Source organism: Pseudomonas sp. TMW22090 (genome assembly GCF_022496665.1).
Lineage (GTDB): Bacteria > Pseudomonadota > Gammaproteobacteria > Pseudomonadales > Pseudomonadaceae > Aquipseudomonas > Aquipseudomonas gregormendelii.
Genome location: NZ_SCFH01000001.1, coordinates 989296 through 1003331, shown reverse-complemented (window position 1 = coordinate 1003331; position 14036 = coordinate 989296). Strand labels below are relative to the sequence as shown.

7 protein-coding genes are annotated in these 14036 nt (G+C 60.6%); 3 read left to right on the top strand and 4 right to left on the bottom strand.

Annotated elements, in window-relative coordinates; translation table 11 throughout:
• Positions 1 to 204: 204 nt before the first annotated feature.
• The 3 genes from EQV97_RS04640 to glgB all read left to right on the top strand — a co-directional run bounded on the left by EQV97_RS04640 (position 205) and on the right by glgB (position 7847).
• Complete coding sequence (locus EQV97_RS04640) at positions 205 to 2202, top strand: alpha-1,4-glucan--maltose-1-phosphate maltosyltransferase (protein ID WP_240888521.1); 1998 nt, start codon at positions 205 to 207, stop codon at positions 2200 to 2202.
• Between the two features lie 69 nt (positions 2203 to 2271).
• The gene (gene treS / locus EQV97_RS04635; RefSeq protein WP_240888520.1) at positions 2272 to 5613 is read left to right on the top strand and encodes a maltose alpha-D-glucosyltransferase; all 3342 of its coding nucleotides are present in this window, start codon (positions 2272 to 2274) and stop codon (positions 5611 to 5613) included.
• A gap of 2 nt (positions 5614 to 5615) precedes the next feature.
• On the top strand, positions 5616 to 7847 hold the full coding sequence (glgB, locus tag EQV97_RS04630) for a 1,4-alpha-glucan branching protein GlgB (protein WP_240888519.1): 2232 nt from the start codon (positions 5616 to 5618) through the stop codon (positions 7845 to 7847).
• A gap of 127 nt (positions 7848 to 7974) precedes the next feature.
• On the opposite strand, the gene EQV97_RS04625 is transcribed toward glgB, so the two are convergent.
• The 4 genes from EQV97_RS04625 to EQV97_RS04610 all read right to left on the bottom strand — a co-directional run bounded on the left by EQV97_RS04625 (position 7975) and on the right by EQV97_RS04610 (position 13782).
• Positions 7975 to 9048: an autotransporter outer membrane beta-barrel domain-containing protein gene (locus EQV97_RS04625; RefSeq protein ID WP_240888518.1), complete on the bottom strand. Its 1074-nt coding sequence runs from the start codon at positions 9046 to 9048 to the stop codon at positions 7975 to 7977.
• 311 nt (positions 9049 to 9359) lie between these two features.
• Positions 9360 to 11984: an autotransporter outer membrane beta-barrel domain-containing protein gene (locus tag EQV97_RS04620; protein ID WP_240888517.1), complete on the bottom strand. Its 2625-nt coding sequence runs from the start codon at positions 11982 to 11984 to the stop codon at positions 9360 to 9362.
• A gap of 109 nt (positions 11985 to 12093) precedes the next feature.
• On the bottom strand, positions 12094 to 12894 hold the full coding sequence (locus EQV97_RS04615; protein ID WP_122839752.1) for an endonuclease/exonuclease/phosphatase family protein: 801 nt from the start codon (positions 12892 to 12894) through the stop codon (positions 12094 to 12096).
• 129 nt (positions 12895 to 13023) lie between these two features.
• Positions 13024 to 13782 carry a PIG-L family deacetylase gene (locus EQV97_RS04610; protein ID WP_122839753.1) on the bottom strand — a complete coding sequence of 253 codons (759 nt, stop codon included), beginning with the start codon at positions 13780 to 13782 and terminating at the stop codon, positions 13024 to 13026.
• Between the last annotated feature and the right edge of the window lie 254 nt (positions 13783 to 14036).

Below are 14036 nucleotides of genomic sequence, written 5' to 3'. Positions count from 1 at the left end.
TCCTGTGGCACATGGCTTGAGTCGTGCTTAAGTCTGTTGACCCTTGCTCTCATGAAATGATTCCCGTGCTCGAACTGAGCAATCCGCGTGAACTTTACCCGCGCCGGTCGCTCGGAACCTAAGTGAGTTCATTCCGGGGCCGAGCGCTTTGCGATTGTCGGCCCAGTACAAGAGCGTCCATGGGGCGTAAAGGAGAGATGCTCGATGACGACTGAAAAGCCTACAGAGTTGAGCTACAACCCTCATATAACGTTGTCGCAGGCACTTTTGCTGCCTCGAATCGCGATCGAAGACACCATGCCGATCCTCGATGGCGGGCAGTTCGCTGTCAAAGCCGTGGTGGGTCAGGACGTCGTGGTCACCAGCAAGGTGTTTGCCGACGGCCATGACAAGCTTGCGGTGCGGGTGCGCTGGCGCTCCGAGGGCGATGAGAGCTGGCACAGCGCGGTGATGGGCGAACTGGGCAACAACGGCTTTCAGGGCCAGTTTCGCGTCGAGCGTCAGGGCCGATACGTGTTCTGCGTGGAAGCCTGGATCGATCAGTTCGCCAGCTTCTGTTATGAACTGGAGAAAAAGCACAGCGCACGGGTGCCAGTCAGCCTGGAACTGCAGGAAGGTCGTACTCAGGTCCAGCACGCCGCCGAGCGTGCCGAAGGGCCGCTGAGCGAAGCACTGGCGGCTTTGCACCATGAGCTGTCCGGGCTGCTCGAAACCGAGCAGGTTGCATTGTTTCTGCACCAACGTAGCGCCGACCTGATGGCCCAGGCCGACCATCGGGCCTTTGTCAGTTTCAGCCCCGAGTATCCGGTGGACGTTGAGCGTGAACTGTCGCAGTTTGCCAGCTGGTACGAACTGTTTCCCCGTTCGGTCACCGACGACCCAGCCCGGCACGGCACGTTCAACGACGTACACTCGCGTTTGCCGATGATCCAGGACATGGGCTTCGACGTCCTGTATTTCCCGCCGATTCATCCCATCGGTCGCAGCCATCGCAAAGGCCCGAACAATTCCCTGACCGCCGGTCCAGATGACCCGGGCAGCCCCTATGCCATTGGCAGTGCAGAGGGGGGGCATGAGGCCATTCACTCGCAGCTGGGCACCCGCGAGGACTTCCGTCGCCTGGTGGCGGCAGCGGCTGATCATGGCCTGGAGATCGCCCTGGATTTCGCGATCCAGTGTTCCCAGGACCATCCATGGCTGCAACAGCATCCGGGCTGGTTCAACTGGCGTCCGGACGGCACGATCAAATACGCCGAAAACCCGCCGAAGAAATACCAGGACATCGTTAACGTCGACTTCTATGCCGTGGATGCGATTCCGAGTCTCTGGGTTGAACTGCGCGACATCGTGGTGGGCTGGGTCGAGGAGGGCGTGAAGATCTTCCGCGTCGATAACCCGCACACCAAGCCCCTGCCTTTCTGGCAGTGGCTGATCGCCGACGTACGCGCTCTGTATCCGGAAGTGATCTTTCTTGCGGAAGCCTTCACCACGCCCGCGATGATGGCGCGCCTGGGCAAGGTCGGTTACTCCCAGAGCTACACCTACTTCACCTGGCGCAACACCAAGTACGAGCTGTCGACTTATCTGGCCGAACTCAACGAATCGCCATGGCGGGAATGTTATCGCCCGAATTTCTTCGTCAATACACCGGACATCAACCCGGCGTTCCTGCACGAGTCCGGGCGTGCCGGGTTCCTGATCCGCGCGGCCCTGGCAACCATGGGCTCAGGCCTGTGGGGCATGTATTCGGGCTTTGAGTTGTGCGAAGCGGCGCCGGTGCCGGGCAAGGAGGAATACCTCAACTCGGAGAAGTACGAGATCCGCCCGAGGGATTACAACGCGCCGGGCAACATCATCGCCGAGATCGCCCAGCTCAACCGCATTCGCCGGCAGAACCCGGCGTTGCATTCGCACCTTGGCTTGAAGATCTACAACGCCTGGAACGACAACATCCTGTATTTCGGTAAGCGTAGCGTCGATGGCAGCAACTTTATTCTGGTAGCGGTCAACCTCGATCCGCACAACCCCCAGGAAGCGAATTTCGAGCTGCCGCTGTGGGAAATGGGTTTGCCGGACGACGCGCACACCCAGGGCGAGGACTTGATGAACGGGCACCGCTGGACCTGGCACGGCAAGTACCAGTTCATGCGCCTGGACCCGGCTCAGCAATCGTTCGGCATCTGGCGCATTTCCGTGTCCTGACCAACCGAGCCTGACGCCGGGAGTGATTTGCGAGATGGATCGCTTTATCGAATTCAACAGGAGTTTCAAATGGCGAAGAAACCCAAGGCTGCCACCTTTATCAAAGACCCGCTCTGGTACAAGGACGCGGTGATCTATCAGGTTCACGTCAAGTCATTTTTTGACTCCAACAACGACGGGATCGGCGACTTTCCCGGCCTGATCGCCAAACTCGATTACATTGCCGACCTCGGCGTCAACACCATCTGGCTGCTGCCGTTCTATCCGTCGCCGCGTCGCGACGACGGTTACGACATTGCCGAGTACCGCGGTGTACACCCTGACTACGGGACCATGGCCGATGCCAGGCGGTTCATCTCCGAGGCCCATGATCGTGGTCTGCGGGTGATCACCGAGCTCGTTATCAACCACACCTCCGACCAGCACGCCTGGTTCCAGCGAGCGCGCAAGGCCAAGAAAGGCTCGGCCGCCCGGGACTTTTACGTGTGGTCCGATGATGACCAGAAATACGACGGCACGCGCATTATTTTTCTCGATACCGAGAAGTCCAACTGGACCTGGGATCCGGTAGCCGGGCAGTACTTCTGGCACCGCTTCTACTCGCACCAGCCGGATCTCAATTTCGACAACCCGCAAGTCATGAAAGCCGTACTGTCGGTGATGCGTTACTGGCTGGACATGGGCATCGACGGCCTGCGCCTGGACGCTATTCCGTACCTGATCGAACGCGACGGCACCAACAACGAGAACCTGCCGGAGACGCACGACGTCCTCAAGCAGATCCGTGCCGAGATCGATGCCAACTACCCAGACCGCATGCTGCTCGCCGAAGCCAATCAATGGCCTGAAGACACTCAACTGTATTTTGGCGACACCGATGCCCAGGGCCAAAATGGCGATGAATGCCACATGGCGTTCCATTTCCCGCTGATGCCGCGCATGTACATGGCGCTGGCCCAGGAAGACCGCTTCCCGATCACCGACATCCTGCGGCAGACCCCGGAGATCCCCGCCAACTGCCAGTGGGCGATTTTCCTGCGCAACCATGATGAGCTGACGCTGGAGATGGTCACCGACAAGGAGCGCGACTACCTGTGGAACTACTACGCCGCTGATCGCCGCGCACGCATCAACCTGGGCATCCGCCGGCGTCTGGCACCCTTGATGGAGCGTGACCGCCGCCGCGTGGAACTGCTCAACAGCCTGCTGTTGTCGATGCCCGGGACGCCGACCCTGTACTACGGTGACGAAATCGGCATGGGCGACAACATCTACCTGGGTGACCGGGATGGCGTGCGTACGCCCATGCAGTGGTCGATTGACCGCAATGGCGGCTTCTCGCGCGCCGACCCGGCCAGCCTGGTGTTGCCGCCGATCATGGACCCGCAATACGGTTACCTGTCGGTGAACGTCGAGACCCAGGCCGGCGACCCGCACTCGCTGCTCAACTGGACCCGGCGCATGCTCGCCGTGCGCAAGCAGTCCAAGGCATTTGGGCGCGGCACCCTGAAAATGCTCTCGCCAAGCAATCGCCGAATCCTGGCCTACACCCGTGAATTCACCGGCGAAGACGGCAAGCACGAGATCATTCTGTGCGTGGCCAACGTATCGCGCAGTGCCCAAGCGGCCGAGCTCGACTTGTCGGCCTATACCGGCATGGTGCCGGTGGAAATGCTCGGCGGTAACGCGTTCCCGCCGATCGGCCAGCTTAACTTCCTCCTGACCCTGGCGCCGTACGGCTTCTACTGGTTTGGCCTGGCGGCGGAGAACCAGATGCCCAGCTGGCACGTGGAGCCGGCGCAAAGTCTGCCGGACTTCACCACCCTGGTGCTCAAGCACCGCTTGGAGGAACTGCTCGAAGCGCCATCTCGCGAAACGATGGAACAGGGCATCCTGCCAAACTGGCTGCAGAATCGCCGCTGGTTTGCCGGCAAGGACGCCACCATCGAACAGGTAAAACTGGCCTATGGGGTGCGCTTTGGCGACGCCGAGCACCCGGTGTTGCTGAGCGAAATCGACGTCACCAGCAATGGCCAGACCAGTCGGTATCAGCTGCCTTTCGGCTTTATCGCCGAGGATCAGGTCGGCCCCGCGCTGCCGCAGCAACTGGCACTGTCCCGGGTTCGTCGCGGTCGTCAGGTCGGCATCATCACCGATGCATTTGCCCTGGAAAACTTTATTCGTGCGGTGTTGGAGGGTATGCACAACAACACCGTGTTGGCGTCTGACGAAGGCGAGATCCGCTTTGAACCGACCGCCGCGCTGGCTCAACTGGGTCTCAACGCGGAGTCGGAGGTGCGCTATCTGTCGGCCGAGCAGTCCAACAGTTCGGTCGTGGTGGGCAAAAGCCTGGTGCTGAAGCTGATCCGCAAGATCGCCTCCGGGGTCCACCCTGAACTGGAAATGAGTGCGTACCTGACCAACGCCGGGTTCGCCAATATTTCCCCATTGCTGGGCTCGGTGATTCGTCGTGACGCCGAAGGCGAGGACACGCTGCTGATGATCGCCCAAGGTTTCCTGAGCAATCAGGGCGATGCCTGGGAATGGACCCAGAACAACCTCGAACGCGCATTACGTGACGAACTGGCGCAAGCCATTTCGGAACAGGAGCAGCACTACAACGCTTTGGGCGAGCTGAAGGATTTTGCCGGCATGCTCGGCCAGCGCCTCGGTGAAATGCATCAGGTGCTCGCCGCGCCCACCGATGATCCGGACTTCGCGCCGCAGGTCACTACGCAAAAAGAAGCCCTGGCCTCGGCCAGGGACGTCGCCGCACAAGTGGAACATGCGTTGAAGTTGCTCAAGCAGCATCAAACCGAACTGAACCCTGCCGACCAGGCGCTGGTCAGTCGCTTGGTGGACAACAAAAAGGCGATCCTGAGCCATGTTCAGGAGCTGGGCAAAAAGGCGGCAGGTGGCCTGCGGATTCGTGTCCACGGCGACTTGCACCTGGGCCAGGTGCTGGTGATCAAGGGCGATGCCTATCTGATTGACTTTGAAGGTGAACCGGCGCGGCCACTGCATGAGCGACGGGGCAAGCACAGTCCGTACAAGGATGTGAGCGGGGTATTGCGCTCGTTTGATTACGCGGCAGCCATGACCATCAATGTGCACAATGTCGATAACACCGAAGCGGCACAGGCGGCGCGAGTCAGGGTCGCCGAGCGCTATTTAAATGAGGCTCGCCAGGCATTTGTCGACGCTTATCGGCTGGCGGCAGCTAGTCTTGGACATGCGTGGCAAGATCCGGCAGGTGAGGACGCTGCGCTGGCGTTGTTCGGTCTGGAAAAGGCCGCGTACGAGGTGGCCTACGAGGCTGAGAATCGCCCAACCTGGCTGCCCGTGCCGTTACATGGTTTGTATGGATTATTGAGTGGGCTTAAACCCTTTTCCGATCTTGGTGGAGAGTAGTCATGAGTTTCCAGAACAAGGAACTGGGTCACGCTAAAGAAGCGCTGCTGCCCGGATCGCAGGACATCGACGCGCTGGTGCGCGCCGCACATCCCGACCCTTTTGCAATTCTCGGCCCCCATGCCGATAACGCTGGCGGGCAATTCATTCGGGCTTATCTGCCGGATGCCCTGAGCGTGCAAGTACTGGCAAAGGATTCCGGTGAAGAACTGGGCAATCTCGAGGCCACCCAGACCCCAGGTTTGTTCGTCGGGCATTTCGATCGCGCCCAGCCTTACCTGTTGCGCACCCGCTGGGCCGGTGGCGAGCAGGTTTCCGAGGACCCCTACAGCTTCGGTCCCTTGTTGGGCGAGATGGACCTGTACCTGTTTGCCGAGGGCAACCATCGGGATTTGAGCAGTTGCCTCGGTGCACAGTTGAAAACGGTAGACGGGGTCGATGGCGTGCGGTTTGCCGTCTGGGCGCCGAATGCCAAGCGGGTTTCGGTGGTGGGTGATTTCAATAACTGGGACGGCCGCCGTCATCCCATGCGCCTGCGGCATCCGACGGGTGTCTGGGAGCTGTTCATCCCGCGCATGCAGGCGGGTGAAACCTACAAATACGAAATCCTCGGCACCAACGGTATCTTGCCGCTGAAGGCCGACCCGATGGCCCTGGCGACTACCTTGCCGCCAGACACGGCGTCCAAGGTCGCCTCGCCCCTGAGCATCGAATGGCAGGACCAGGCATGGATGCAGTCGCGCATCGAGCGCCAGCACCCCAGTGCGCCGCTATCGATCTACGAACTGCACGCCGGCTCCTGGCAGTGTGAGCTGGATGACCTGGGCGAAGTCGCCCGCCAGTACACCTGGCACGAGCTGGGCGAGCGGTTGATTCCTTACGTGAAGGAACTGGGTTTCACCCACATCGAGCTGATGCCGATCATGGAGCACCCGTTCGGGGGGTCATGGGGTTATCAGCTGCTGTCGCAGTTCGCTCCAAGTGCCCGCTACGGTTCGCCGGATGATTTTGCCGCCTTCGTCAACGCCTGCCACCTGGCGGATATTGGTGTGATCCTTGATTGGGTGCCGGCGCATTTCCCGACCGACACCCACGGCCTGGCGCAATTCGACGGCACCGCGTTGTACGAATATGGCAACCCGCAGGAAGGTTTTCACCAGGATTGGGACACGCTGATCTACAACCTCGGCCGCACCGAAGTGCACGGCTACATGCTGGCCTCGGGGTTGCATTGGCTCAAGCATTTCCACGTCGACGGCCTGCGCGTCGATGCGGTGGCCTCGATGCTCTATCGCGACTACTCGCGCAAGGCCGGCGAGTGGGTGCCCAACCGCCACGGCGGGCGGGAGAACCTGGAAGCGATCGACTTCCTGCGCCACCTCAATGACGTGGTCAACCTTGAGGCCCCTGGTGCCCTGGTGATCGCCGAGGAATCCACCGCGTGGCCCGGCGTCAGCCAGAGCACGCAACAGGGCGGCCTGGGCTTCGACTACAAGTGGAACATGGGTTGGATGCACGATTCGTTGCACTACATCCAGCAGGACCCGGTGTACCGTGGGCATCATCACAACGAGCTGAGCTTTGGCCTGGTGTATGCCTGGTCCGAGCGCTTCATCCTGCCGATTTCCCATGACGAAGTGGTGCATGGCAAGCATTCGCTGATCGACAAGATGCCCGGCGACCGCTGGCAGAAATTTGCCAACCTGCGGGCTTACCTGAGCTTCATGTGGTCGCACCCGGGCAAGAAACTGCTGTTCATGGGCTGCGAGTTCGGCCAGTGGCGAGAGTGGAATCATGACCAGCAACTGGATTGGTACCTGCTGCAGTACTCGGAGCACAAGGGTGTGCAGAAGCTGGTGGGCGACCTCAACCGGTTATACCGCGAAGAACCGGCGATGCACGACCAGGACGACGCGCCACAGGGCTTCCAGTGGTTGATTGGCGACGATGCAATCAACAGCGTCTATGCCTTCCTGCGCTGGAGCAAGGATGGCAGCCCGGTTTTGGTGGTTGCCAATTTCACGCCTGTGCCGCGCCAGGGTTATCGAGTGGGCGTGCCGTTTGCCGGTCGCTGGACCGAGGTCATCAACAGCGACGCGGCGATGTACGCCGGGTCCAATTATGGCAATGGGGGCGGGGCGTTTACCGAGGAAGAACCCAGCCACGGACAGCCGCTGTCACTGTCGCTGAATTTGCCGCCGTTGGCGGTGTTGATCCTGCGGCCTGAAGCGTAAGAAAAAAGGTGGAACAAAAGATCGTCAGATCGCGGCCCGAGCCTGCGCCAGCGCCTACAAGCAATACCGTGTAGGCGCTGCCGCAGGCTCGGGCCGCGATCGGACGATCGTTTGCTGCTCAGACACCTCACCAACGCATCCGCACGCCCAGACTGCCGATCAACCCGTTCAAATCGTTGTCATCCACATCACTGCTGTAATCGGCACTGACATACAGGCTCACCGCCGGTGTCACCTTCGCCACCAATCCCAGCCCCAAATCCACCGTTGACGACTTGCGGCTGCTGCTGATCTTGTCGACCTGATCCAGCGATACGGTATTGCCGGTATAAACCGTGTGCCACAAGTTGGTCCGCACATACGGCTCGACGCCCAGGCCATTGATGTCGTAACTCCCTTTCAACCGCGCTCCGACCCGGCCGCTCCATGAGCTGAGGTCGCTGGCCGAAGCATTGCCCGTACCCGAGTAGGGCGTGTCGAGGGTGATACGTTGATTAATCAGTTGCGCCTGGGGTTCAACCACCCAGTTATCGCTTAACCCAATGGGGAATCCGCCTTCCACCGAGAGTGTCAACGCGCTGCCTTCAGTCACTTGCCTCACGCCCTGTTCATTGCGGCTGAAGCCGTTGACCCGTCCACCGCTGGCCGTCAGGTCGACGTGCCAGCCTTGCGCTCCGGTGAGGCTCCAGTAGGCGCCAAGGCTCTGGCCTTGCAGATTGAGGGTGTCCGTGGCGGGGTCGGCCTGGGCGCGACTGGTCAGCAGGCCATTGCCGTTACTCTGGAACTGGCTGACGCCGCCGATCAGCCCAACGCGCTGGGTATGCCCGCCGGCACTTTGCAACGTCAGTATCGCCGGACCCCAGGACTCGCTGGCACCGGGCCCGGAAAAGCCTTGCGCCAGCACGTCGGCCTCGGCCTGGCGCGAAGGCTTGCCGTAGAGCTGGTCCCAGGTCGAGGGTGCGGCGTCTTCGATGGTCAGCCGTGAACTGCGGGCGTCAGATGCTGCGCTGACATGCCCGGGGTAGGGGGCCGTGATATTGAACGCAGGTAGTGACATCGTCGGGACGTCCTGGCGATACCAGGGCAACGTCTCATCTTCCGCGGGCCCGGCTTGTGCTCCCACCGATGAGCACAACAGCAGCGAACTCGAAAGGGTGTAGAAAGTGGCTTTGATCTCAAGCGGGGGGAGTGATGTTCTCATGGTGGTCTACCTTGCAATCGCATGCGCTGTCTCGCTTTGGCGTCTCTCCTACCCCGAATGAGGGGCGACCGAATTGAGTAGGCCAAACCTGCACCGGCCCCTGCATGAGCGGTGTGAAGGCTTGTTCCTGGTAGTGTTCCGGGGGTAGTAACCTGTAGCTAAGAAGACCCTTGACATTGCGTCAAGAAAATGGCCGATAAGTGGTAGGGTTAATTTAATCCCCATAAGTGACTGATTTCCGGCGCGCTTGCAAGTGGTTGTTTGTACGGGGCATCGTCAAAAAACCGCGCGCCAGAGCCTTTATATGACGGCTACCAGCTGATTCTCACGCCGACGTTTCCCAACAGTCCGCGCAAGTTCTGGCTGTCGATATTGGTGCTGTAATCGGCACCGGCGTAGACGCTGAAGGATGAGGCCAGGCTCACATTCACGCCCACACCGATGTCGGCGGAGGAGGCTTTCTGTTCAGTGGTGACCTTGTCGACGTCGTCAAATGTCACGGTGTCTGTCCCGGACAACGTATGCCACAGGTTCGCCCGCAGGTAGGGTTCGAGCGGGCGACCGCTGACCTGATAGCTGCCTTTGAGCCTTGCCCCCAGGCGCCCGGTCCATGCGCCGTCCGAGTCGAAGGATACCCGGGAAATCCCGTCGTCCTGGCTGTCCAGAGAGATCTTCTGATAAATGATTTGCGCCTGGGGCTCGAGCACCCAGGTGTCATTGAGGGCAATGGGATAACCGGCTTCACTGGACACTGTGAGCCCGTGGCCACGAGTATCCAGTTTCAGGCCACGCTCTGAGCGGTTGTCGCCATCAAAGCGGGTCGACATGATCACGTTATCGAAGTACCAGCCGCGGTTGCCCACCAGTGTCCAGTACAAGCCGACATGGTCGCCACGCAGGTCGATCTTGCCGGCGCGTTTGTCTTCAAAGCCCTCGTTGAAGCCGTCGACATTGCCCTTCATGCCGGTATGACCCACGAAGAACCCGATTCGCTGCGTGTGCCCGCCCGAGGTTTGGGAGCCGTAAAGGTCATTGCCCACTTGAAAGCCCTTGAGCGAACCATCGAAGCGCGGCGTCACGGTGCCTGACCAGGTCTGGTCGAGATTCTTGCCGTAAGCCCGGCCCCAGCCCGCACCAAACGCACCGGTTTCGGTGAGCAGGCGTTGATCGCCCTGGCGATCGTGGAAAGTGCCGAGCGCTGTCAGGGTCAACTGGGCCGCAGCAGGGGGCAGCACTGACCAGGTGGCGACTTCGGGACGGTAAAGGGGAATCGGCGCGGCACCCGCAACGGCTTCGGGCAACGGCGGCAGCGGTGCCGGTGCTGGTAGCGGCGGGCTTCCCGGTTCAGGAGTGGGGGCCGGAGGGGCGGGCGCGGCGACCGGTATCGCAACGACGGGTACCGTAATAGGCGGCAACGCCGGATCCGGATTGGGGATGGTCGTCACCGCAGGGGCGACCACTGCCGAGCGCAGGTACCAGCTGTTTTCCGTACCGGCGGTGACCCCGCCCTTGAACAGACGGTAATCGAAAGCGCCTGCGGAAATCAGGCCGCCGTTAAGGGCGAAGGCTCCGTTGCTGGCCACGGCCGAGCCTTGCGCCTCGACCAGCTGGATACCGTTCTGTTGAGTGACCCCGCCGACTCCGCCCAGGTTCTGCACGGTAATGACGGTATTGCCGGTCAGGGTGCCGTTACTGACCACCAGTTTATCGCTGGGAGAGCTGTCATCGCCCAGCACGCTTTGCAGCAGCAGTTTGCCACCGTTGCCGGCGTAGTTGCCCTGCACCGTCAGTGTGTCGTTGCTGCGCGAATTGGCACCGGTGAGGTCGATGGTTCCGGCATTGTTCAAGGTTGCGAGCTGGCCCGCAGTGAACGGCGCGATGCTGCCTTGCACCGAGGTGAGGGTGCTGCTGGCGTCGACGCTGATCACGCCGGTGCCACTGGTACTGTCACCCAGGATCAGCGAATCGCTCGCCAGGTCAAGGCGCGAATTATTACCCAGATTCAACGCCTCCCAGTTGATGTAGCGGGAGGCGCCGGCTGTGGTGGTCTGATTGAAATTCAGGGTGTCGGTGCCGGGACCACCGTCCAGGCCCGGCGTCAGTGCCAGGGTGGTTTCAGTGAGGTTGGAAAGGGTGGCGAGGTCATTGCCTTCGCCCATCAGGATTGCCGAACGGATGATCCCGCCGCCGTTCCAGTTGAGGATGTCATCACCGACGCTGGCGCGGATTTCGCCGACGATTTCGCCGCCAGTAACGGTGATGCTGTCATTGCCACCGCTGACGCTGACGTTGCCGCCGATTCTGCCGCCGGAGACGATGATGGTGTCGAGGCCGAAGCCGGTCACCAGATTGCCGGTGATCTCGCCGCCAGACATGTCGAAGAGGTTGTTGTCGAGCTTCATGTCGACTCGACCGATAGTGCCGCCGGACATCCTCGCTATGTCCCCGTCCTCGAAGGCCCCGACTATGGTGCCATTGGTCATCAGGAAGGTGTCGCGGCCGTCGCCTTGGGCCAGGGACTGGATGCGCCCGCCACTCATGACGAAGTCATCGATCTGATTGCCCTGATTCACCGCGCCGGTGATCACGCCGTTGGTGATCAACACCGTGTCTGAACCATCACCCTGATTCAGGGTGCCAGTCAATGTCCCGGAATTCATGACCAGGCCATCATTGCCCGCACCAAAATTTACGTTGCCGATGATTTGGCCCGTGCCGCTGGTGGGAAAGCTCAGGGTGTTGTTGCCATTGAGATCGGTCAGTGCGCCGCCGATGCCGCTGTCGCAGACATGGTTATCGTTACTGGCGGTGGGCGTAAATGTACAGCTGGCCTGAGCGAATTGTGGCGATCCAAGGCTTAGACACATGGAAACCGCGAGGGCATTGAAACGGTAGTCACTGATACGGTACTTAGGCAAACCTGTCGCAATGTCCATGCCTATCTCCAGGTGTGTAAAGGCGTGCCACGCTTCAATTGATACCGTACCAACAGAATTCGCCGACAACCACTGACACAAATGACAGCAGGTCGGATTTATTTATAGCTTACAAATGGACTTCCACCGCCAACGGCAAGTGATCAGAAAGGTGCGTCCAGGGCTTGTTTCCCAGTATTCGCGGATCATGGCTGCTGGCATTGCGCAGGTAAATGCGGTCCAGGCGCAACAGGGGAAACCGCGCCGGGTAGGTCTTGGCGGGACGACCGTGATGGCGTTCAAAGGCTTCATGCAGATAGTCGCGCCGGGCGAGGGCGGCGTTGCCTTGCAGCTGCCAGTCGTTGAAGTCCCCGGCGATAATGACCGGTGCATCGTCGGGGAGGGACTCAAGCAGTTGGCACAGCAGCTGGAGCTGCAGCTGGCGATGACTTTCCAGCAGGCTCAGGTGGACGCAGATCGCATGGACTTCGGCATGCCCCGGAACATCGAGTACGCAGTGCAACAGGCCCCGGCGCTCGGGGCCGGTGATCGACACGTCGAGGTTGCGGTATTCGCGAATGGGGTACTTGGACAGCAATGCGTTGCCATGATGACCATCGGGGTAAACGGCATTGCGACCGTAGGCGAAATCACTCCACATGCTATCGGCGAGGAATTCGTACTGGGAAGTCTGTGGCCAGTTGTTGAGGCGTGAGGAATGCCGCTCGTGTTCGCCGACCACTTCCTGGAGAAATACCAGATCGGCCGAAGTACTGCGTACCGCTTCGCGCAATTCCGGAAGTATAAAGCGCCGATTGAGTGCGGTGAAACCCTTGTGGGTGTTGACCGTCAGCACTCTGAGGCGGTGGATGGCCGGTGGCGCATTCAGCGGCATGTCTTCAAGTGCCTGCTGCGTTGGATCACTGGTCACGTTAACTCCTGGTAGGCGGTTCCATATCCATGCGACTGATGGGGGCGCGCGCAGTTCAGCGCAAATCGGTGATCGGCAGTAGCCAGACATCGAATCTCCCACAGGGATTGGTCTCCCCAGGGATTGCTGTCAGACGAAGACGATTTCGTAAGGCAGGCGCATCCGTTCCAGCAGTACCCGGGGTAGCAGGGGTGCGAGGCCCAAGGCGGGCTCGCCATCGAGCTGGCTGGCATAGGCATGGGTGGCGTGGCTCTTGCGCGCCACGGTCCAGGTGTCGAGACGCAGCTTGCGCGCACGGTGCCAGGGGATTTGCTCGCGGTCGCGGATCGGTCGGTGCCAGGCGCGAATGGGAACTTCGTTGAAGGCCGCGCCGACTTTTTTCGCGGCCTTGGCCGCCGCACGGCCCACGGCATCGTGATCCAGGTGGCGGTCCTCGCTCCAGGTGCTGAATACCACGTCGCCGGGGCGCAGGTAGCGGGCAATGAAATCGGCCAGCTGGGCTTCGTGTTCTGCCAGGGCGTTGTCGGTAAAGCCGCCACGAATCCACTTCAGGCTGTGCATCGGCATGCCCAGGCGGCGCAAGGCCTCGACGCTTTCCTGGGAGCGAAACACGCTCAGGCGTTTTTCCGACCACTGTTGCGAGCCCGGATAACTGGCACTGCCGTCGGTCATGGAAATTAATTGCAGGGGATGGCCCAGGGCGCTGAGCAGCTGCAGCAGGCCGCCGCACATCATCACTTCATCGCCAGGATGGGGCGAGATGACCACTGCGCGAGCGCCCGGTGGAACGAGGGTATGGGTGTTGATGACGGGAATATTATCCAGTTGCGCCGCGCTGTTCCAGATCTGCGCAGGGAGGCTGCTTTCGCTGAAGGAAACGGGTTTCATCGGGCTACGTCCTTGTTCCGGGTATATGAGCATGGGTGCGCACGCTCCAAACCATGGATTGCCGCGCAGGGAGTATTGCTCATGTATTGCGATTCGTCGCGTGTATGTTCTATCTGGTACGTTTTTTTGCCGATGTCGATCTCCCATGCAGGCGCTCACCTGGTTGCGAATAACCTGAGAGCGCCGCGCGGCATCAGGTTGCCCGCGTTATCGTTCAAGACCATCGCGAGCGAGCTCGCTCCTGCAGGGGGCGT